This window comes from Enterobacter adelaidei (assembly GCF_041937165.1).
Classification (GTDB): Bacteria; Pseudomonadota; Gammaproteobacteria; order Enterobacterales; family Enterobacteriaceae; genus Enterobacter; species Enterobacter adelaidei.
Map to the genome: position 1 here is coordinate 2,044,092 of NZ_CP154353.1, position 19,029 is coordinate 2,063,120.

The following is a 19,029-nucleotide window of genomic DNA, read 5'->3' on the forward strand; positions in this document are numbered from 1 at the left end:
TTTCGAAGCTCGAAAATAAGGGAGTACGAGGTGGTTGCTGATAGTCAGCCAGGGCATATTGATCAGATTAAGCAGACCAACGCTGGCGCGGTGTATCGCCTGATTGATCAGCTTGGTCCGGTTTCGCGTATCGATCTTTCGCGCCTGGCACAACTGGCACCTGCCAGTATCACCAAGATTGTCCGCGAAATGCTGGAAGCCCACCTGGTTCAGGAGACCGAGATCCAGGAGCCGGGCAGCCGTGGCCGTCCGGCGGTCGGGCTGGTGGTCGAGACGGAAGCGTGGCACTACCTGTCACTGCGCATCAGTCGGGGAGAAATCTTCCTTGCGCTGCGCGACCTGAGCAGCAAACTGGTGGTGGAAGACAGGCTTGAACTGCCGCTCAATGCTGAGGAACCGCTCCTCGATGCGATTGTCTCGCATATTGATAACTTCTTTATCCGCCATCAGCAGCGGCTTGAACGCTTAACGGCGATAGCTATCACCATGCCGGGCATTATTGATACCGAAAACGGCATTGTTCACCGTATGCCGTTTTACGACGATGTCAAAGAGATGCCGTTGGGTGAAGTGCTGAAAAACCATACCGGTGTGCCGGTCTATATTCAGCATGACATCAGCGCCTGGACGATGGCTGAGGCACTGTTTGGCGCGTCACGTGGTGCGCGAGACGTCATTCAGGTTGTCATCGATCATAACGTCGGGGCGGGTGTTATCACTGACGGACGCCTTCTGCATGCCGGAAGCAGTAGTCTGGTCGAAATCGGCCATACCCAGGTCGACCCTTACGGTAAACGCTGTTATTGCGGGAACCATGGCTGTCTGGAGACGATTGCCAGCGTGGAAAGCGTGCTGGAACTGGCGCAGGCGAGGCTCGGCCAGTCCATGAGTTCCTCGCTACACGGACAACCCTTAACGGTGGATTCCCTCTGCGCTGCCGCGCGTCAGGGCGATCTCCTGGCGAAGGACATTATTACCGGTGTAGGTAACAACGTTGGCCGCATTCTGGCCATTATGGTGAATCTTTTTAATCCGCAAAAAATCCTGATTGGTTCACCACTCAGCCAGGCGGCGGAGATCCTCTTCCCGGCTATTTCGGCCTGCATTCATCAGCAGTCGCTCCCTGCGTATAGCAAAAATATTGCGGTAGAAAGTACCCAATTCTCCAACCAGGGCACGATGGCAGGTGCGGCGCTGGTCAAAGATGCCATGTATAACGGCTCGCTGTTGATCCGCCTGTTACAGGGTTAACTCTTTTCCGCAGATGTAAGAAAAATTGCGCTATCTCAAGCCGGGTAGCGCACGCTTCCCGTAGACTTCCCCCACTGAATTATTTACCTGGTTTATATTTCGAAGCATACCCAAGAGGTGGAGCGAGTCATGCTTAAGCGTTTCTTTGTTACTGGTACAGATACCTCTGTCGGAAAGACAGTGGTATCCCGCGCATTACTGCAGGCACTGGCTGCAAGCGGTAAACGCGTTGCAGGGTACAAACCGGTCGCAAAAGGCAGTAAAGAGACGCCAGAGGGATTGCGTAATAAAGACGCTCTGGTGCTGCAAAGCGTCTCGTCGCTGGAGCTGCCTTATGACGCGGTTAATCCAATTGCGTTAAGCGAAGAGGAGAGCAGCGTGGCGCACAGCGGTATGATTAATTACCCCCTGCTGTCTGATGGCCTGGCAAACCTGAGCGGGAAGGTTGATCACGTTGTGGTTGAAGGGACGGGCGGCTGGCGCAGCCTGATGAATGATTTGCGCCCGCTGTCTGAATGGGTGGTGCAGGAACAACTTCCTGTGGTGATGGTTGTGGGTATCCAGGAAGGCTGCATTAACCATGCGCTGCTGACGGCACAAGCCATTGCCAATGACGGCCTGCCGTTGATTGGCTGGGTGGCAAACCGCATCAACCCAGGACTTGCGCACTACGCTGAAATCATCGACGTGCTGAGCACAAAACTGCCTGGGCCTTTGGTCGGTGAGTTGCCGTACCTGCCCCGCGCAGAGCAGCGCGAGTTAGCGCAATACATCGATCTCTCTGCCCTCGGTGGCGTGTTGACCGTAGATCGAGTCGTGGCGTAACGTCCTCGACAGCACGGACGCCACGACACAGGCGACCAACAAGCCGGGCAGTAAAAAATACTGCCCGGTCATTTCACAGACCATCAGCGCCGACATAATGGGCGCATGTGTGGTTGCGGCGAGTAACGTTGCCATCCCTGCCAGCCCCAGCAAAATTGCCGTCTCAGAGCCCGGTAACCACAGCGCGAAAAGTTGAGCAAACAGCATCCCCGTCGCCATACCGACAAACAGCGTAGGCGTAAATACCCCTCCCGGCGCACCCGAGCCGCTGCTGGCCAGTACCGCCAGCAGTTTACAGATAAACACACCGGCAATGACCGACAGCAACGGGGGCGCGAGTAGAAAAGCCTGAACCACGCTGTAGCCATTCCCCCACACCTTAGGCGTCAAAAGGGACAGCAGCCCGACGATCAAACCGCCGAGCGCCAGTTGCCACGGCGGTGAAAGTTTGATACGCAGGAATAGCCCATGGCTGAACGTCATCAGCCACATCAGCAGTGGGCCGCAGAGGCCCGCCAGCAGACCCATAGCGAGCAACAGGGCATAATCTGCCGCGGTGAGTATGCCACTCAGATGTACGTCATAGAGCGTGAGGGTTCCGGGCGCTAAAAGATGCGTCGTGAGCAGCGCCACCACCGCAGCAATAACCACGGGGCCAAGCGAGGCCAGCATCAGCGTGCCAAACAGAATCTCCGCAATGAACAGGCTTCCGGCTAGCGGAGCATGGTAGGCGCTGGCCATCCCGGCCGCGGCGCCGCAGGCGATCCAGAGTTTCCATTCGGATTTCGGCGTAAAGCGGCGGGCGAAAAAGGAGGCGGCGAGGGCGGCAAGCAGGATCATCGCGCCTTCGCGGCCAATGGCACTCCCGCTGGCAACGACCAGCAGTGACGCAAGGGATTTCACCAGACTGGCGCCGTAGTCAAACTGACCGTCACCGGTCTCCAGCGCTTCCATATAATCAGTTGGGGCGTGAGGGTGCTGCGCGGTAAATCGTTGCCATCCCCATAACAGTAACCCGGCCGCCAGCCCACCCAGGGCAGGCGTCAGTGCGCGCCGCCAGGGAGAGAGCGCGGCGGCGGCATTCACCAGGCTGCCGCTGTCGTTACTGAGAAACAGCCACTCCAGCAGATACATGCTGTGGCGGAACACCGCAACGGCCAGCGCGGCCAGTACGCCAGTGATGGTGGCTATCAGGAGTCGACGAAACATTGCCCGGATGTCGGGATAAGTGTGAAGACGTTGCATGAGTCGCGATTAAACGGAGTCGATGCAATATTGTGGCGGGAAATGGCAGGGTTAGCAAAAGGTATGCGTGCGAAAAAGCCGGGCGACGCCCGGCCGTATTTCTACACCATTCCGTTATTACCGTGACGCAAAAATGCCGGGCGCTGGTTGAGTCGTTCAAACCAGGCATCAACGGCGGGTACATCAGGTTTGTCGAAAGGGGTCATTTTCCAGCGATTCACCGACAGCCCGAGCACAACATCTGCAAGCGTAAACACTTCGCCTGCGGCAAAGGCACCGGTGCGCTGTAACTGCCCCTCAAGGAGGGTGATGCACCTGTTCCACTCTTTTATCCCCGCTGCAATCCTTTCGGCATCGTTATAGTCCGGGTTGTTACGCCCCAGCGCAGGGAAGACATAGCGCCAGGCGTTATTGAACTCGGTTGCCTGCCAGTCCATCCAGCGTTCGACATTGGCACAGGCCTGAGGCTCTGACGGCAGCAGATCATAACGTCCTGCCTTGCGCGCCAGATAGCGGCAGATAGAGTTGGATTCCCACAGCACGAAATTGTCATCGATCAGCACAGGCACCATGGCGTTAGGATTCAGCGCGCGAAACTCATCCGTTTCGGTGGAGGCAAAGCCGCTGCCGTAATCTTCCTGCTGGTACGCGATACCGGCTTCTTCGCAGGTCCAGAGCACTTTACGAACGTTGATAGAGGTGGTTTTACCGAGGATGTTTATCATTGCGCAGGTGTCCTTTAGAGGCGTTCATTGTGCGAAAACAATACATCAGTTCAGCAGAGGAGGTTGGGGCAAAATTTGGTGGGGAGTGCTTTTCCTGACCAGACGGAACGTTTCTGGAAGACGCCTCGCAAACCGCAAAGTAACCTTGTGAAATTAAGGGTTATGTCTTTTCTTATACCGATCGCGGTCGTAAAGTGCCTGCGTTGCGGCACATCCGCAATCGGGCGTAGGAACCCGTATCTACAGAGTGATATTTATTTGTCGCGGCAGCGCTTCAATCGCTAAAATTGCGGTGGCGCTGGCGGAGCAGCCGCAAGGCTGGCCGTTTTCTCTGTGGGCGGTATTCCTACCTCTGTCAGCGCTACCCCCTCGAGCGTAGGAACTCATCGGGTGGTTCACCCAATTTGTACACTGAGGATGCCTTACGATGTCTACGATCCCAACCCTGACTTACCTCCCATCTGACGAAAGCGTCATTCTGCAACTTATCTCCCGGCCACTTCCGGCTGACGCCGATCTGTTTGTCGTCGCCGACAACTGCGCTGCACTGGTAAGTGTGCTGGTCGAAATCGAGGATGCAACGATGTTAACGACGCTTTGCGAGCGTCTGCTGCACGCCCTGCGGAAGCTAAGGGAACTCTGCGATGTCGATCTTCCGCCAGACCTGATCGCGCAACTGATCATGGGTGAGAAACTGAACTCCTGCGTACCGGACTGCTGGCAAGATACCGTGACCCAGGTGGACTATGCTCTGGCGCTGACACAAGCGGTTAAGGGCGGAACGCTACCTGCGAATGTAGCGAAAGAGCTAACGGGCTTGCTGCACGATATGGTGTGGCTGCTGGCGGAGTTTGTGAAGGAGCCGCGCATTACTGCGCATTAAGGGTGCTGGTATGGAGGGGCGGTAGTGCCCCTTTGACGTCGTGATAGAAGTTGTCAGTTCCCGGTATCCAGCAGTGACGTCCCGTAGGAATTGTCGATGGTACAAAGCCAGCGACCGTCGCTCTCCTGTCGAAAAACATAGGTGGCGCGACGTGATATTTCCGTTCTTCCACCCTTGCCATCAGGAAAACGCAGAATGGTTTCCATGATAACAAGCGCATTGCCGCCACCTTCTATCACCTGCATCTCTCCTTGTTCGACAACCAGCTGATCCTGAAAATAATCTGCGATGGCAATAAACGCGCTGCGGATGTTTTCTTTACCTTTAACGGTCATGCCGGGCTTGACCACCAGAGCCGCATCTTCGGCGTAGTACACCATCAGGGCGTCATAGTTTTTGGTGGTGATGGCGCGATCGCAGGATTCGATGATCTGACGCAGCGGATGTGGGGTCATGCGCATTTCCTTTTTAAGTGATTAACACGTATTAACGTAACAGCCTGGTCCGTTTGTATAGCTACCAGGTTTTATGGGGGGAGTTCGGGGTTTAGGTAACGTTAGGGCGGCTATGAGCGAATAGCTGACGAGATAACGACGTTTAAGATCCGTTCTGAACGTCCAGCGGACGTCGTAACTCGAACAGGATTCCTGCTAAAATAAGGCATTGATGAAAAAGCATTCAATTGCCAGAAGCTGGCGAAGACAATGGAAGGGAGGAATAATGTTTACCCCGGAGTTTATAAATGAAGAACGCGGCGAGTTTCTCCTTGTGGCCAACCACGGTCTGCTATCACCAGAATCGATAAGACTCAGTATTGCATACAATATTGCCAGAATAGGCTGGGGACTATCGCAGCTTCCACCGCATATTCACACATGCCGGGTCGTCTATGACATCAGAGGGCAATCCATCCCTGATCATGTTCAGGCCCAGGTCAGGCAAGCGCTTGAACAAGTAGCCATTGTGGAGTTTAAAAGCTGATGGGACTTCAGTTAATTATCAAAGCAGAACGTAGCAAGATAGAAAAAGCATTGGGATTGCTGACGTCAGAATGTGAAATATTCCCGATCGCTGAAGGCCTTTTCGGTATTTCCATTTCGGAGCGAAGTCTCTCATCCGCGGGTGAAGCTGCCATCCTAAAAAAAATTGAACCACTCACACGTTTTGACCTGTGGCAGGGAGCCTGGCAGGAGCCCAGGAGACGTTGGCTTTGGTGAGTTTCAGCGCTGAACGAGTTGTGGAAGTCGTATTGCGTGTTGGGCACAGATCGCCTGTCCTCATTAGCAAAGCGGTTTAAGTCTCTCAATATAAAGATATGTATGTCTGCTCTTTGCACGAAGCTATCGTAGGTTAGGCCCAAGGACAGCTTTGAGCGAGGAACGGACGTTAGTAATTGTATCGTCGTGGGCGCATTATTATTTTTCTATTCAACTAAATGTGATAGGGGTGTCCTTTAGTGTTGTTTCTATTGTTCACAAAGGCTTCAATTTGATATGAAGCCCTTATTTAAGAATTTAGGGCTAGGATGCTTTTGCGTAGCATTGCTACTATTATTATTTAGGGCGGGCTGATGTTAATGTCGCTAGCAAGGTTGGCATGAACCATTCTCTAACAAGCTCCTCATACATATTTGAAAGATTTGTTAACTTATGCCAAACCACTTCGGAACAGTAACTCAATAAATGTTCATAATGTTCAGGTTTTACCTCTTTATCAATATCTATTTGAAGTTGGATCAACTCCTTTTGGCTCCATACCATCGGTTTCCAAAATTCATGTCCAGACCATATATCTTGTCTAAGAGCAATTACAATAAAGTTATTTACCATCTCTATAGCTTCATCGAAAGAGACAGGAAATTGTACGGCCGCTTTACCTTGTAATCGGTTTATTTCTTTTAATTGATAGTTAAAAAGTGAGAATGCACCATACATTTTTGATCTTTTACCATATGCACGTAATGGAATAAGCGCATCTTCATCATCCAGAATCTCATTTTCAAGAGGTATATATATAGTCTTTGAGTCTTTTTTAGAATAGTTCGGGTCTTCTGGTATAAGAACTTTATCTATGTAATCATTAAGGCAAATAAAAAATGCCTTTTCTGTATTAGTGTCAACTAGTATCAATAATACTGGAATTGCAATACCTATAGACTGAACAGTCAAAACATCTGATATATCTAACTTGAATTTTGCGACAGGGATTTCGACAAAATCGCTTTTATCTTCTGTTAAATTTCCTTTGGTTACATTTCCACGAGCATAGGCTTTACGTGTACAATATTCAATACAATCTGAAGATTTTAGTTGTACAAAGAAGTTTTCACCAAGGGTTTCTGCAATACTTTCACTGTCATCAATAAAATCAAATAATTCAACAACGCAATCAATACCATAGTCAGCGCCATAGCTATGTACGACCCATTCGCGAGGTAGTTTTTCCCGCAGAACCCTGATTGAAATGTCTTCTTTTACTTGGCTAATAGACCGTCTTTTCTTTGGCATGTTACCTCCTAAAATTACAAATTAAAAAACAGATCTTACACTCGAATGCTTAAAATGTCCGCTTCTGGCACAGGGCTGCTGTTGCAGCCCTGACAACCTTAGACTTCAATCGATTCAGAGATCTCTAACGCATCATCGACTTCAATGCCCAGATAACGGACTGTGCTTTCCAGTTTCTTATGACCCAACAGAAGTTGGATCACCCGGAGATTCTTGGTTTTCTTGTAGATCAGGTAAGGTTTTGTTCTTCTCATGGAATGTGTGCTGTAAAGAGAATCTTCGAGACCAAGCTTTTCTACCCACCCATGAAAGATTCGGTTGTATTGCCGGGTTGAAATGTGCTGGTTAGTTCCGACCCGAGACCGAAACAAGAAGTCTTTACTGTGCAAATTGCTAAGCTTTATCAATGCAGCAACAGCTTCTCTTGTCCCTTTGGTTATCTCGAATTGCACAGGGCTACCGGTTTTCTGTTGCAACACCGTTGCTCTGCTTGAAACCGAACTACCATATGCCACATCCGATACTTTGAGTTTGACCAGATCACAGCCCCGAAGCTTACTGTCCAGGGCCATATTGAACAGAGCTAAATCGCGCGTTTTACCTTCCAGTTCAAGCCGGATTCGGATCTCCCAGATATGAGATATCTGAAGTGGTTTTTTTGGCCGATGATACGGTCTTTGTTCCACCGTGACGTGTTCATACTCAAATCTCCTGCAATGTGGGAGATTTGAGTATGGTTGTCCCTTATGAGCGAAGAGCTGCCATATATATGGTTCTTACGTGCAACGGAGAAAGTATACGTCTGTAAGTTTAGCCAAACAATACTGAATCCATTTTGGATGCTTCAATGTTCATAAATTGACTCACTGGGAAGATTTTTATCCTGTCATTTTTATCATGATAAACATTTGATTGAATCAATCTTGTCTGCAATTCTTCATATTTATCTTTACTGAAAACCCCATCCTCTATTAATATTAATACAAGAGCGATTGCTTTTTTTCCTCTGAACTGTTCATATAAGCTTTTTTTATAAAGATGCTTTAGAAATACCTCTTTTAACCAACCAAAATTAAATCCTTTGCGTATGTATTTTACTTCTATCAAACAATCCCTTCTGAAGAGGTTACCTTTAATAATAAAGTCCACTTCATGATTTGCTATGATAACATTTCTTTCCAGTCCATTGCCTACATTAGTGTTTGTTAATTTTTCGGCAATTTTATCCTCCATACGTTCCCAAACACTTACCTTCTCCGAAAAGTTATTCACGCAACTTACTTCAGGTTCTGACTCTATAATCTCACTCTCAAGTTTATCAATGATCTCATCCTGAGTAGCAGGTCTTAGACTGGCTTGTTTCAAATCGTGTTCAATTTTTATTTGCTCATCCAATAGTAATTGATTCTTTCTCCATTTTGCCACACCAAAAATAACAACCAATATCCCTACGATAAAAAACACAGGGGAAATAACCGGTATTGATTTAAGAATATAGTAAATTATTTCTTTTTTTGTATGCGCAACATCACAATCAAGACTTGATATCTTACATATAGCATCGGTATTTAATTCCAGTTTCTCCTTTAAAAATAACCATGGAAAAACAAATGCAGAACTTATCAAGAAAATACCCAATGAAACGATAAATCTGTATAAATCACCAAATTCAAACTTCATAATCCCTCTTATTTATCATGAATGCCTAATAAAAATGGACTGATATAATGCATTAAAACTATAGCATTAAATGAAAAAATAGTTAATCACATGTTTGAACTTGTGACATATTTCGACGTCCGCTTCTGGCACGGAGCGGACTAACTCACTGTGCAGAAGGTCTGCTCTGAGCGGGGAGCGGACATGCTCACTATTTTACTCTTATCAAAAAATAATGAGTCAATCTTGATGTAAAATATAGAATTAAACTTGTATTAAGTGATATTATCATCGCTATGTCATTAATGTTTTAAATTAACATTCTTGTTGCAAATTAATCAGGAGGTTTTATGGGTAAGAATAGTCAAAGTAGACGCGTGAATAAGAAAAAGCAGAAAAACGAAAAAATTAGAGTATTAACTGCAAAGAAAAATAAAATGATGTACACAAAACCTGATATATTCTTTGATGAGTCGGGTAATACCGGCGGAAATTTACTTGATTCAACACAACCTTTTTTCACCTTAAGTTCAAGTAGCATTAATAAAGCAGATGCACTTAAAGCATTAGAGCTAACTGGAAGCAAGTCACCAGCAGAAGCTCACTTTAAAACTCTTAGACGTAGAAAATCAGGCCAAGATGGAATTATTAGACTGCTTGAAAGCAAGTACGTCAATGAAGAAAATGTCAAAATTTTTTTGGTCGATAAAAAGTATATGTTAACAACAAAAATTGTTGATATTTTAATTGAAACATGGTGTTACAATCGAGGGTTGGATCTTTATAAAAATGGGCAGAATCTTGCTCTATCTAATGTTTATTATTTCTGTTTTCCTGCTTTCTGTGGAGAGGAGAAAACAGATAAAATGTATCAAAAATTTATGAGCATGATTAGAAATCAAGCCCCTGAATCTATTGATGAATTTTACACGTCAGTTGATGAGCTAAAGGCATGTTCAAGCGACAAAAGGTTTATAGACACAATCAATAGAATTAGCATTACCAAAAATGAAATTGATGACATTCTAGAAGATGTTGAAAAAAATACACTAGATCCTTCCATACCCTCTCTCTTCAAGCACTGTATAGAATGGGGTAAATTATATCCCAACGGTTTTTATATTAAGCATGACGATTCCAAAGCGATTACAGAACAACAAGATATTTTTAATAAATTTATGGATATGTCAAAAATTACGGAGGTATATGGATATGATAGAAGGACTTTTGAGCTACCAATTAAAGCTCGCTCTTTGACATTCCATTCATCGCAAGAATATCCTCAACTACAAATCGCAGATATAGTAGCAAGTGCGGCAGCTTATTATGTTAATTGTTTAAAACGAAATGAATTAGATGATTATCTCTTTAAAGAGCTCAAAAGAATTAAAATAGATAACTATTTTAAAGATATGGTTATATGGCCTACAACATATGTTACGCCTCAAGAACTAGGAACAGTCTATACCGGTGGACTAAATCCGGCGAATGGAGTTGCAGAGTATCTTTCTCAATATCAATAGCTGATTTCCTGTTCAATTTGGGGTCGCATTAGCGGCCTTTTTCTTCTCGCATTTTTCTTGGCCGTACGCTTGATTAACACACCACAACATAGCAACATCCGCTCCTGGCACAAAGCGGACCGCCTGAAGCGTTGCGAGGTCTGCTAAGAGCGAATTACAGACAATCACCATAAAGTTATTGCTGAGGTCAGAAAGACCCAGCATTTAATCTTGTGCAAAACGTAACTAGCCCTAAGGTACCACACCTGTTTTTAAGTAAAATTATCGATGTAAAACCACCTGATAACTCATTGCTATGTAAATCAATATGGTTCACAAAAAATCCTGAGTAGATGGTTTTGTGTTAAGAATTATTCACCATCATGTTAAATGAAAGTAAATTTTGAACATGAAAAGGTAAACTCCTTTTAAAACAGATGGTTAACTAATAGCTTGCAACATTCTTACAGAATTTATTTAAATTTTAGGTGCTTACTTCCTTTGAATGCTTTCTTTAAATCCTTTTGAAATTTATCAATGAGCTTGTCTGCATAGTCTTCTGCGATATTCATCGCTTTAGCCTTAACAACAAAGATGAGAGAAGTCACATCATTTTCGCGCCCACAGTTTGCGCACACAATCAGCGAGCCATGAAGAGGGGCGTATTTTTCGTGTGGCAATGCAAACAGCACGGAGTGGCAGAAAGTACATCTCAGGCCGATGGATTTCTTCAGTTCTTCCATGTGGCTTACCTTTTATAAAAGTCCGGTAAGAGAACCAGCAACACCTCCTACCACAGAAGAAGTGAGTGGATGCTCCAAGAACTTTGTTAAAAGTGACTTAGCTTCTGCCTTTTCTTCTGAAGTCGCTTCAGCACGGTCAATTTTGTCTATTATTTCCTGAAAGACATTGTAAATATTTTGCGTATTACCATCGCCTACCTGAGCTGACCCGGCAACATGGATAGAGCCAATGGTATAACTGCTCCTTGCAAGTTCATAAGAGCGGTTCTTACCGTGCTTAACCGACAGAGCGCGGCTCTGTCCTTCTTCTGTTAATACCACACGATCGTATCTGGTTGACATGTTTTTCAACAAGCCGCGTGAATGGCATCTATTTATAATTCCAAATAAATTTTCTTCTGACCAACCATGTAACTTTTCTACTGCATTACGATCCCCTTGCCCCTGAGCAAAACCCCAATACGTATCCTTTATAGTTCCCCCGATTCGTTCCATATCGTCATTCATAAAAATCAATAAAGCATCAATATCGTTTTGAATTTTATCCGGATCCATTTTTATTCCTTTTTAATAGGGTGCTGAAGTTGAGATCTAGGGATGTATAGCCATTATAATTTACGCCTGAGCTTAACGTTCATACAATTTATCACATTTAGAGAATAATACATGGACACAATCAGAGGAGTAAGCATCCCTGCAAAAAGAACCATCAACTTTTAGAGTCTCTGGCGCTCCAACTTCCGCTGTTAGCACAAAGCAGACAAGCTTACAGGACTAGAGGTCTGCTTTGAGCGAACAGCAGACGTTTGTCATTGAGTATCCATGGTTATTGCTAGCAATGCCGTGAGTCAAACAATTGGGAACATGTCAGTTCAGCAATTGAATGCCGGAGGTAGCGGGTCGGCGTTGTCCCCGTATATTGGCGGAAGAAGACAATAAAGGCACTGTCACTGACAAAATCCAGCTGCTGTGCAACCTGACTTAGCGACATACCCTCGCACAACATTTTCATCGCTTTCAGCAGCCTCCACTGTTGCCTCCAGCTCTGATAACTCATTCCCGTTTCCCGGATAAATATACGGCTTATCGTGCGTTCACATGCCCCTACCTTCTGGACTAATTGTCCAAGCCGTGGGGGTAATTCGCCATTGCGGATGGTGTTTAACCAGGTATTCAGGCGAATATCTGAGGGAAACCGTAACGTCCAGTTTTCGCGATGGGCATTTTTAATTTCCTCACAAAAAACATTGATTAGACTGCTTTGTCGTTCTGCGGGCATTCTCCATGGCCAGAATGCCATCCGCTCGATCACCTCAAAGAACAGGGGATTAACTTCAACAATCTGCAGAGGTAATGCTGATAACGGTAAAGTGCTAGAAAAGTACAGAGAACGGTAGGCCATCGTACCCTTCATTATGGCGCGATGAGCCGTGCCGGCCGGTATCCATGCCGCACGCCTGGGTGGAAGCAGGCAAAGGGTATTATCCAGCTCAATTGTGATACTTCCCGCCGCCGAAAAAAGTAACTGATGACGAAGGTGGCTGTGCATCCCTGAATCATGTACCCCCATATCGGATGCAATTCCGATAACCAGATCGTCGAACAGATCCGGATCGAAAGAATCTTGAGGGTTTATCTTCATTGAATGTCCGATTTTAAATATATGTAGTCGTAATAATGGTAATTCGACATAGCAACTTCCGCAATGATAGCAGCATATTCTGCTTATCTGAGGATTGTTGTTATGAACACCGATAAACAGCCACCGTTGTGGCTTCTGACATTACTGATTATGTTTCCTCAACTGGTCGAAACCATTTACAGCCCCGCATTGCCTGGCATTGCCCGTGCGTTTCAGGTAGGCAGTGAACGTGCCGCGCAGACACTTTCTGTCTATTTTGTCGCGTTTGCCGTCGGCGTTACGCTCTGGGGCTGGTTAAGCGACCATATCGGTCGGCGACCGGCGATGATGGCCGGACTACTGTGCTACGGGGCCGGTTCTGCACTGGCGCTTGTCGCTCCAGGCTTTAGTGTTTTGCTCATGGCACGCATGGTCGCGGCCATGGGGGCAGCAGCCGGATCCGTTGTCGTTCAGACCATGCTACGTGATCGTTACGAATCGACGGCCTTAGCCCGCGTCTTTTCTGTTATGGGTGCGGCGTTGGCAATCAGCCCGGTTTTCGGTCTGGTGAGTGGAGGCTGGCTGGTTAGCCTGTACGGACATACCGGCGTATTTGTTGCGCTGGCGTCACTGGCGCTGGTTCTGCTGATACTGACCGCATTCTTGCTGCCAGAAACGCGGTCGGAAAATACTTCCAGTGCCCGTTTTGGCGGGCTGTTTTACCGAATGGCGGGTGATGGAAGGCTGTGGAAAAATGCAGTGCTTGTTGCGCTGCTCAATACGATGATTTTCAGTTACTACAGCCTTGCGCCGTTTCTTTTCGGGCAACTGGGCTGGAGCCCCAGGGCTTTTGGATGGACGGGAGTTTTACTGGCTTTTGCCTCTCTGTCGGGCAGCCTCTGGAACCGGAAACTGTTGTCTGTCGGTTTGTCACCAGAACAGCTGGTGAAGAATGCGTGCCTGCTGGCCCTGTTATCGGGTATTGCAGCATGGGTTTTACAGCAATCTGTATGGATCCTTTTGCCGATGGCCGGGATTGTGGTTGCCTATGGCATCGCGATTCCAAACGTGTTGAGCCAGGCCCTGAGCCAGTATCGTGAACAGGCCGGAGCAGCCGGAGCGCTGTTTGGATTAGTCTACTATATGCTGTTGGGAATGATGCTGGGACTTGCCGGTATCGTGCAGCAGCTGGGATTAGTTCTGACAGCTTGTGCCGTAACAGCATGTTTTTGCAGCCTTTCTCGCCACTAAGCCTGCTGGCGTTAATATTGACCTGGGAACCTGTCAGAGAATGGGTTCCCGGTGCAATATAGAATGGTTTACGCCAGCTGCAGCCCGATTAGCTAAGGAATGGCCGTTATGCTGGAAAATTCATTCAGGCAAGCGTTGATAGCGTAGCGCGTAATTTCTCTGCGCCACCGTAAAGAGCATGTCCACTAATCATATGCTCCGTGCCATTAACCGTCGCCAGCAGCAAAGGCACTCCTCGGATACCTCGCTGATTCATAAGACGCTTCACTGTCGCGATCCTCTCGTCCGTGATATGCCGCAGCGCGTTATCGGTTTCAAGCGCCAGAGCGACCCGTTCATGCTTTAACGCGAGGTTGTTTTTCCCGGCCCAGTCCTTAACGATATCACCCACCACGTCAGGTCTTGAGGTATCTCGCCCCTCAACATAGCGGGCATGCTGTAGCGTATGAAGAAGATGTGTCTCGGCCGACGGGTTGATGTCACGAACCAAGGTCAGTGCACGATTCATAAACGTCGAATCAAACCGCGTACCGGTCAGCAAAAGCTGATGATAGCGCTCGCTGAAAGGCTGCCCGGTGAGTGAAGCGATGCGTCGATCGTTGGACCAGGCGTACTCCGCCCATTCCGCGGTGATGTCCCGGGCTCCCTCATCGCTGAAAAGCCCGCTGGGCATTAGCTCAAGTTTATCAGCGTGGTGCTGAGCAAGGTAACCCAGCGCCGGCGCGCTGGCGTAGCACCAGCCGCAAAGTGGATCAAATAAATACTGCAGCCTTTCAAAACGCATGTTGCCCCCTTCATAACGGAATAGCGCCATCATAATGCGTTCGAACCGCGTTAAAAACGGGCATTCAGTAAATGCAGTGTTGCGTAAAATGAGCGAATGGCTTAAGCCGGTACACCCACGAATGTATTGTCTGACCGGCAGTCGTCGTGACGTCTACCGGTACACGCTCATACTCAGTACCTTCAAACCGATCGAGTACATCCCAGTGATTATGCAAATTCGCTGAAGTGAAAATAAAACCCTGAACACGATTACCTGAGTCATCCAGCACGATCCCCGGATACCCCATCTCTGCACCCCAGCCTTTATTTAACAGAGACCCGCCCACGTGTCCTTCCTGCCACGACCCACCGATATTCTCAAGAATATGCGCATTAGGTCTGCCTGGACCGAGCGTCCCGTACACGAACAAACTTTCCATTATCCCTCCGATAACATGATGAAAATAAAATAGTCATTTGTGTCGATTTTGATTTTGGGACGAGGGTCTGACAAATCATTTGTTCTCACACCATGCGTGAATTATTATCACGCATATGATGTTCGATCGCCTCCCACCCTTGCAAACGCTTCGGGCTTTTGAAGCCACTGCCTTAACGATGGTCAGGTCGATGCAGCAATTCGTTATGGCCGTGGTAATTATCGCGACGTCTGTTCTGAGCGAATCTTGAGTGAAACAGTCACTCCTGTCTGTAGCCCCGACTTTATTGAGGAACATAACGGTCTGAAAGATATTAGGGATCTTTCAAACTGCGTCCTTCTTCATGAGTACAGAATGCTGGCGAACTGGGAGGCATGGTTTGAAATGGCCGGAGAAAACCATTTCAGCGGCCATCAGGGGACCTTATGGACGCTTGGCAGCATGGCGACCGAAGCCGCTATACGTGGCGAAGGCGTGGCTCTGGGACGGAGTGTGCTGATTGCAGATGATGTCGCTGCCGGAAGGCTTGTTGTTCCGTTTCCGCAATACAAACTTAAAGCAGAGCGGGGATACGATTTAGTTTACCGTCTGGATAATAAGGATTCGTTTAAAATACGAACGCTGAAGCAATGGCTGCTCGAAGAAATAAGCCTGCTGAAAGATTAAAGGGGAACCCTACAGACAACTAAAAAAGCCGTAAGGAGTTATCTCCTTACGGCTTCGGAACAGGTAATGATTATTCTTGCAATCAAGCCACTTTCACCGCTCTGATTTTTTTATCATCAACCGCATCGGATTCTGTTTTATCTGCAACAGCGGCGGCATTGAGATCGGGAAGCTTGCTGGTACGCAGAATATGCTGCACGGCCTCTTTCTGCTCGGCGAGATACAGACCAAGGTCTTCAGCCTGTGTTTCATCCATCTGCATTCCGCTTTGCAACAGCCAGTCGGTGAACGCGTCTGCCATATCAAGCAGCCTGTCGTGAGCGTCAGCTTCTTTCTTACTGGCAAATGTCATTTTCTCTTCACCTTTTCTTACGACAACATATTTTGTTTCAACAGCCATTATGCGCACCTCGTACTGTAATTATATACAGCATAACAGCTCCGGGTTTATGTTGCAGCTAAAAAATGCGCACATTTCTAGCGGGCAGGGGGCTCATTCGAAAATCGTGCGCTGATCGCATCACGTTCATAGCCCTGCGGCTGGGTCAATATCTGGTATAAATCGGGGCGGCGACCGTGGATCCAGCGGCGACCGGTGCTCATGGCAAGCAGACTTAAATCCAGCTCAGCGCTCACCATCGCATCTTCAGCCGCCCAGGTTTCATTCACGATCCTTCCATATGGGTCGAGGATCATGGCATTCCCTGTGCGCACTTCGTCATCATCTGCACCCACACCGTTGCTGAAGAGAACAATTAATCCATTGTCATGTGCACGGGCAGGCAGCCAGCGCATGAGCCATTCCCGACCGCTTGCCCCTTTGAATGCGGCCGTAATTTCCTCCTTGCGCGTTTCCCGCTCCTCCCAGAGCGACAGCGGAATAGGCTTCATTCCGTGAGGACTGCGGGAATCGGTACCGCCTGTTTGATGAGGTGCGAGAAGAATATCGGCACCCAGCAACGCCGTCGCGCGTACATTTTCGACCAGATTATTGTCCCAGCAAATCAATATGCCGATTTTCACTCCCCACGGCGTATCAAAAACGGTAAAGCTGTCCCCGCTGCTGATAGCCGGATGTTCAAAAGCATGGAGCTTACGGTGCGTATGCATTGAGCCGTCCGGCATACAGGCAACATACGCATTGTAGAGGCGGCCATCGTCGGCGCGTTCAATAAGACCGGCGCCAATAAGCATTTGATGTTTGATCGCCAGAGAGCGAATGAGCGTCAGGGAAGGGCTTTCAGCAATCGGCTCTGCCAGAGCTGATACCTCCGCTGAGGTGAGTTTGGGGACATGCCAGTAGCCGGTGATACACATTTCAGGGAAGGTGAGAATTTTCACCTGCTCAAGCGCCGCTTGCTCAATAAATTTCTCCATTATCAGCAGGTTGTATTTTTTATTACTGGCCTGATGCTGAAACTGTACGGTTGCCGCCTTTAAGGATTGATGTTCGTTCATGATGCGTCTCCAGTTGTTTTCGAAACTGAATTACATAACGCTTTCCAATAACTGTATAATCAAATCAATAACTGTATAATCAAATTATTTCTGATTTTAATAACCATCTGGAATGCAAAATTGAACATCCGGTTGCTTAAAGCCTTTGTGGTACTGGCTGAAAAAGGGAACTATGCCGATGCGGCGCGGGCGCTGTTTATCTCGCAACCGGCATTGACCAAACAGATTAATCTCCTCGAATCTCAGGTGAATATGTCTCTTTTTTCACGAGGTCGTCACGGCGCAGTACTGACGGCCAACGGCAAACGTTTACTGCCAGAGGCTGAAAAAGTGGTCAGGCAAACCCAGTTATTTATGCAGCATGCTGAGCGGGTCTCAAAAGGGGTTGAAGGGCATATTGCCGTCGGGTTTGGTCTCTCAAGCTTTTATCTGGCACCACGCTGTATTGCAGACTTTCGTCGCGACTTCCCGGGAGTCGAGATGTCCTTGACGGATCTGCCTTCCTTCCAGCAGTACGAGCAATTGCAAAATGATGAGCTACAGGTGGGGTTTGTCAGGGTTCCTCCCCCCGTGGCGCTTGAATACCTGCCGTTATTTACCGATCGGCTGGTTCTGGTTGCGCCCGCCGCGTCGCCGACAATGTCTGTGGCTGAGTGGCTCACGAAACGCCCTCTGTTGCGGCTATATGATGAGCGAGGACGGGGTTTAAACGCACAGATTGACCGCTTCCTGCATGACAACGGTCTTTTCATCTCATCGACGCAACTGACTGACGATATACAAACTATCGTCGCGATGGTGGTTGCGGGGATCGGTGTGGCCATTCTGCCCACCAGCGTGACCCATATCGCGCCGCCGGAACTGATGATTTTTCCGCTAACGGGGGAGTCAATAAGCTGGGAGGTGGGCATCGCCAGGGATGCAAGCAGGGAGGATGTCATCCGTGACAATTTCATTGCTAGCGTAGCTGCTGCGTTTCCGGGCCACCCAGACTCCGCCGCCATGCGCCAGGCGCCTGACCATACTGACGCTTAAAGCTGCGGTTGAAGGACTGCTGTGAGTCAAAGCCCAGCGCGATCGCCACATTCAGGATCGGTTCATCACTTTGAGCCAGCCGTTCGACCGATTTTTGCAGCTTTTGCGCGCGAATATACTCGGCGAGAGGGGAGCCAGTATGCTCTTTGAAGAGCCGCTGGAGGTGCCATTTTGAGTAACCGGATCGCCTGGCGACGGACTCAATGTCCAGACGGCTATCAAGGTTGTTGTCGATCCAGTCGAGTAAATCATGCATAAATGCGCCAGTGTTCATCTGGTTACCCTCATACCGCTCGTCTAAAAGTATCTTTGTCTGTTGCATTTAAAGGTTGGCTGGTTTTTACGTTAATTGCAAGTTTTATTGTTGCATTTAAATCCTTGAGCGAAACGGCTCTTTTCCCTTCGACTCAAATAGCACATAAAGTGCAACAATTATTCTTGCACTTAGTTAAG

At 47.9% G+C, this 19,029-nt stretch carries 22 protein-coding genes and 1 pseudogene; 9 read left to right on the forward strand and 14 right to left on the reverse strand.

Going from position 1 to position 19,029, the window contains the following annotated elements; all coding sequences use genetic code 11:
• Positions 1 to 30: 30 nt before the first annotated feature.
• The gene (mlc, locus tag AAHF05_RS10020) at positions 31 to 1,251 is read left to right on the forward strand and encodes a sugar metabolism global transcriptional regulator Mlc (protein ID WP_028017362.1); all 1,221 of its coding nucleotides are present in this window, start codon (positions 31 to 33) and stop codon (positions 1,249 to 1,251) included.
• A 129-nt stretch (positions 1,252 to 1,380) separates the two neighbouring features.
• Positions 1,381 to 2,076, forward strand: coding sequence for a dethiobiotin synthase (gene bioD, locus AAHF05_RS10025; RefSeq protein WP_028017363.1), 696 nt, complete (start codon positions 1,381 to 1,383; stop codon positions 2,074 to 2,076).
• Here bioD and clcB read toward each other — a convergent pair.
• Together clcB and AAHF05_RS10035 are read right to left on the reverse strand one after the other, a co-directional pair.
• Positions 2,011 to 3,321, reverse strand: coding sequence for a voltage-gated ClC-type chloride channel ClcB (clcB, locus tag AAHF05_RS10030; protein ID WP_129325374.1), 1,311 nt, complete (start codon positions 3,319 to 3,321; stop codon positions 2,011 to 2,013). The genes bioD and clcB overlap by 66 nt on opposite strands.
• A 101-nt stretch (positions 3,322 to 3,422) precedes the next feature.
• Positions 3,423 to 4,046 (reverse strand): glutathione S-transferase family protein, encoded by a 624-nt coding sequence (locus tag AAHF05_RS10035; RefSeq protein ID WP_108090028.1) that lies wholly within the window; start codon positions 4,044 to 4,046, stop codon positions 3,423 to 3,425.
• Positions 4,047 to 4,473: 427 nt separating this feature from the next.
• Between AAHF05_RS10035 and AAHF05_RS10040 the strand changes: the two genes are divergently transcribed.
• Entirely contained in the window at positions 4,474 to 4,929 is a 456-nt protein-coding gene (locus tag AAHF05_RS10040) for a hypothetical protein (RefSeq protein ID WP_129325376.1), read from the forward strand.
• Between the two features lie 53 nt (positions 4,930 to 4,982).
• Here AAHF05_RS10040 and AAHF05_RS10045 read toward each other — a convergent pair whose 3' ends face one another.
• Entirely contained in the window at positions 4,983 to 5,384 is a 402-nt protein-coding gene (locus AAHF05_RS10045) for an SgcJ/EcaC family oxidoreductase (protein ID WP_129325378.1), read from the reverse strand.
• A gap of 265 nt (positions 5,385 to 5,649) precedes the next feature.
• Here AAHF05_RS10045 and AAHF05_RS10050 point away from each other — a divergent pair, with 265 nt between their 5' ends.
• A complete protein-coding gene (locus AAHF05_RS10050; protein WP_028017368.1) occupies positions 5,650 to 5,910 on the forward strand; it encodes a hypothetical protein in 261 nt (86 codons plus the stop codon).
• Entirely contained in the window at positions 5,910 to 6,146 is a 237-nt protein-coding gene (locus AAHF05_RS10055) for a hypothetical protein (protein WP_129325381.1), read from the forward strand. The genes AAHF05_RS10050 and AAHF05_RS10055 overlap by 1 nt, the downstream gene beginning before the upstream one ends.
• Before the next feature lie 336 nt (positions 6,147 to 6,482).
• Here the strand turns inward: AAHF05_RS10055 and AAHF05_RS10060 are convergent, their stop codons facing one another.
• The 3 genes and pseudogenes from AAHF05_RS10060 to AAHF05_RS10070 all read right to left on the reverse strand — a co-directional run bounded on the left by AAHF05_RS10060 (position 6,483) and on the right by AAHF05_RS10070 (position 9,116).
• Positions 6,483 to 7,436 carry a DUF4365 domain-containing protein gene (locus AAHF05_RS10060; protein WP_129325383.1) on the reverse strand — a complete coding sequence of 318 codons (954 nt, stop codon included), beginning with the start codon at positions 7,434 to 7,436 and terminating at the stop codon, positions 6,483 to 6,485.
• Between the two features lie 98 nt (positions 7,437 to 7,534).
• Positions 7,535 to 8,136: pseudogene (locus AAHF05_RS10065) on the reverse strand (site-specific integrase).
• Positions 8,137 to 8,246: 110 nt separating this feature from the next.
• The gene (locus AAHF05_RS10070; RefSeq protein WP_048255080.1) at positions 8,247 to 9,116 is read right to left on the reverse strand and encodes a hypothetical protein; all 870 of its coding nucleotides are present in this window, start codon (positions 9,114 to 9,116) and stop codon (positions 8,247 to 8,249) included.
• A gap of 329 nt (positions 9,117 to 9,445) precedes the next feature.
• Here AAHF05_RS10070 and AAHF05_RS10075 point away from each other — a divergent pair, with 329 nt between their 5' ends.
• Positions 9,446 to 10,618, forward strand: coding sequence for a DUF3800 domain-containing protein (locus AAHF05_RS10075; protein WP_129324846.1), 1,173 nt, complete (start codon positions 9,446 to 9,448; stop codon positions 10,616 to 10,618).
• A 452-nt stretch (positions 10,619 to 11,070) separates the two neighbouring features.
• Here the strand turns inward: AAHF05_RS10075 and AAHF05_RS10080 are convergent, their stop codons facing one another.
• The 3 genes from AAHF05_RS10080 to AAHF05_RS10090 form a co-directional block, all read right to left on the reverse strand.
• Positions 11,071 to 11,340 carry a hypothetical protein gene (locus AAHF05_RS10080; protein ID WP_129324845.1) on the reverse strand — a complete coding sequence of 90 codons (270 nt, stop codon included), beginning with the start codon at positions 11,338 to 11,340 and terminating at the stop codon, positions 11,071 to 11,073.
• A 12-nt stretch (positions 11,341 to 11,352) separates the two neighbouring features.
• The gene (locus tag AAHF05_RS10085) at positions 11,353 to 11,895 is read right to left on the reverse strand and encodes a hypothetical protein (RefSeq protein WP_129324844.1); all 543 of its coding nucleotides are present in this window, start codon (positions 11,893 to 11,895) and stop codon (positions 11,353 to 11,355) included.
• Between the two features lie 277 nt (positions 11,896 to 12,172).
• Entirely contained in the window at positions 12,173 to 12,982 is an 810-nt protein-coding gene (locus AAHF05_RS10090) for a helix-turn-helix transcriptional regulator (RefSeq protein WP_129324843.1), read from the reverse strand.
• 102 nt (positions 12,983 to 13,084) lie between these two features.
• Between AAHF05_RS10090 and AAHF05_RS10095 the strand changes: the two genes are divergently transcribed.
• Entirely contained in the window at positions 13,085 to 14,212 is a 1,128-nt protein-coding gene (locus AAHF05_RS10095; RefSeq protein WP_028017372.1) for a Bcr/CflA family efflux MFS transporter, read from the forward strand.
• Between the two features lie 124 nt (positions 14,213 to 14,336).
• Here AAHF05_RS10095 and AAHF05_RS10100 read toward each other — a convergent pair whose 3' ends face one another.
• Entirely contained in the window at positions 14,337 to 14,996 is a 660-nt protein-coding gene (locus tag AAHF05_RS10100; protein WP_129324842.1) for a DsbA family protein, read from the reverse strand.
• A gap of 64 nt (positions 14,997 to 15,060) precedes the next feature.
• The gene (locus tag AAHF05_RS10105) at positions 15,061 to 15,417 is read right to left on the reverse strand and encodes a gamma-glutamylcyclotransferase family protein (protein WP_129324841.1); all 357 of its coding nucleotides are present in this window, start codon (positions 15,415 to 15,417) and stop codon (positions 15,061 to 15,063) included.
• Between the two features lie 198 nt (positions 15,418 to 15,615).
• Here AAHF05_RS10105 and AAHF05_RS10110 point away from each other — a divergent pair, with 198 nt between their 5' ends.
• The gene (locus tag AAHF05_RS10110; protein WP_241697897.1) at positions 15,616 to 16,083 is read left to right on the forward strand and encodes a LysR substrate-binding domain-containing protein; all 468 of its coding nucleotides are present in this window, start codon (positions 15,616 to 15,618) and stop codon (positions 16,081 to 16,083) included.
• Between the two features lie 82 nt (positions 16,084 to 16,165).
• Here the strand turns inward: AAHF05_RS10110 and AAHF05_RS10115 are convergent, their stop codons facing one another.
• Both AAHF05_RS10115 and AAHF05_RS10120 read right to left on the reverse strand, forming a co-directional pair.
• The gene (locus AAHF05_RS10115; protein ID WP_129324840.1) at positions 16,166 to 16,483 is read right to left on the reverse strand and encodes a YebG family protein; all 318 of its coding nucleotides are present in this window, start codon (positions 16,481 to 16,483) and stop codon (positions 16,166 to 16,168) included.
• Between the two features lie 77 nt (positions 16,484 to 16,560).
• The gene (locus AAHF05_RS10120; protein ID WP_129324839.1) at positions 16,561 to 17,541 is read right to left on the reverse strand and encodes a nitrilase family protein; all 981 of its coding nucleotides are present in this window, start codon (positions 17,539 to 17,541) and stop codon (positions 16,561 to 16,563) included.
• A 120-nt stretch (positions 17,542 to 17,661) separates the two neighbouring features.
• Here AAHF05_RS10120 and AAHF05_RS10125 point away from each other — a divergent pair, with 120 nt between their 5' ends.
• Positions 17,662 to 18,576 (forward strand): LysR family transcriptional regulator, encoded by a 915-nt coding sequence (locus AAHF05_RS10125; protein WP_206737117.1) that lies wholly within the window; start codon positions 17,662 to 17,664, stop codon positions 18,574 to 18,576.
• Here AAHF05_RS10125 and AAHF05_RS10130 read toward each other — a convergent pair.
• Positions 18,500 to 18,850 carry a helix-turn-helix domain-containing protein gene (locus AAHF05_RS10130; protein ID WP_028017378.1) on the reverse strand — a complete coding sequence of 117 codons (351 nt, stop codon included), beginning with the start codon at positions 18,848 to 18,850 and terminating at the stop codon, positions 18,500 to 18,502. The genes AAHF05_RS10125 and AAHF05_RS10130 overlap by 77 nt on opposite strands.
• Between the last annotated feature and the right edge of the window lie 179 nt (positions 18,851 to 19,029).

Bases quoted from the DNA above. Each gene is read 5' to 3' on its own strand.
- AAHF05_RS10085 (WP_129324844.1), bottom strand. From the start codon at position 11,895: ATGGATCCGGATAAAATTCAAAACGATATTGATGCTTTATTGATTTTT.
- AAHF05_RS10090 (WP_129324843.1), bottom strand. From the start codon at position 12,982: ATGAAGATAAACCCTCAAGATTCTTTCGATCCGGATCTGTTCGACGAT.
- AAHF05_RS10070 (WP_048255080.1), bottom strand. From the start codon at position 9,116: ATGAAGTTTGAATTTGGTGATTTATACAGATTTATCGTTTCATTGGGT.
- AAHF05_RS10105 (WP_129324841.1), bottom strand. From the start codon at position 15,417: ATGGAAAGTTTGTTCGTGTACGGGACGCTCGGTCCAGGCAGACCTAAT.
- AAHF05_RS10075 (WP_129324846.1), top strand. From the start codon at position 9,446: ATGGGTAAGAATAGTCAAAGTAGACGCGTGAATAAGAAAAAGCAGAAA.
- AAHF05_RS10120 (WP_129324839.1), bottom strand. From the start codon at position 17,541: ATGAACGAACATCAATCCTTAAAGGCGGCAACCGTACAGTTTCAGCAT.
- AAHF05_RS10060 (WP_129325383.1), bottom strand. From the start codon at position 7,436: ATGCCAAAGAAAAGACGGTCTATTAGCCAAGTAAAAGAAGACATTTCA.
- AAHF05_RS10045 (WP_129325378.1), bottom strand. From the start codon at position 5,384: ATGACCCCACATCCGCTGCGTCAGATCATCGAATCCTGCGATCGCGCC.
- AAHF05_RS10035 (WP_108090028.1), bottom strand. From the start codon at position 4,046: ATGATAAACATCCTCGGTAAAACCACCTCTATCAACGTTCGTAAAGTG.
- bioD (WP_028017363.1), top strand. From the start codon at position 1,381: ATGCTTAAGCGTTTCTTTGTTACTGGTACAGATACCTCTGTCGGAAAG.
- AAHF05_RS10095 (WP_028017372.1), top strand. From the start codon at position 13,085: ATGAACACCGATAAACAGCCACCGTTGTGGCTTCTGACATTACTGATT.
- AAHF05_RS10130 (WP_028017378.1), bottom strand. From the start codon at position 18,850: ATGAACACTGGCGCATTTATGCATGATTTACTCGACTGGATCGACAAC.
- AAHF05_RS10080 (WP_129324845.1), bottom strand. From the start codon at position 11,340: ATGGAAGAACTGAAGAAATCCATCGGCCTGAGATGTACTTTCTGCCAC.
- AAHF05_RS10050 (WP_028017368.1), top strand. From the start codon at position 5,650: ATGTTTACCCCGGAGTTTATAAATGAAGAACGCGGCGAGTTTCTCCTT.
- AAHF05_RS10055 (WP_129325381.1), top strand. From the start codon at position 5,910: ATGGGACTTCAGTTAATTATCAAAGCAGAACGTAGCAAGATAGAAAAA.
- AAHF05_RS10100 (WP_129324842.1), bottom strand. From the start codon at position 14,996: ATGCGTTTTGAAAGGCTGCAGTATTTATTTGATCCACTTTGCGGCTGG.
- AAHF05_RS10040 (WP_129325376.1), top strand. From the start codon at position 4,474: ATGTCTACGATCCCAACCCTGACTTACCTCCCATCTGACGAAAGCGTC.
- clcB (WP_129325374.1), bottom strand. From the start codon at position 3,321: ATGCAACGTCTTCACACTTATCCCGACATCCGGGCAATGTTTCGTCGA.
- AAHF05_RS10115 (WP_129324840.1), bottom strand. From the start codon at position 16,483: ATGGCTGTTGAAACAAAATATGTTGTCGTAAGAAAAGGTGAAGAGAAA.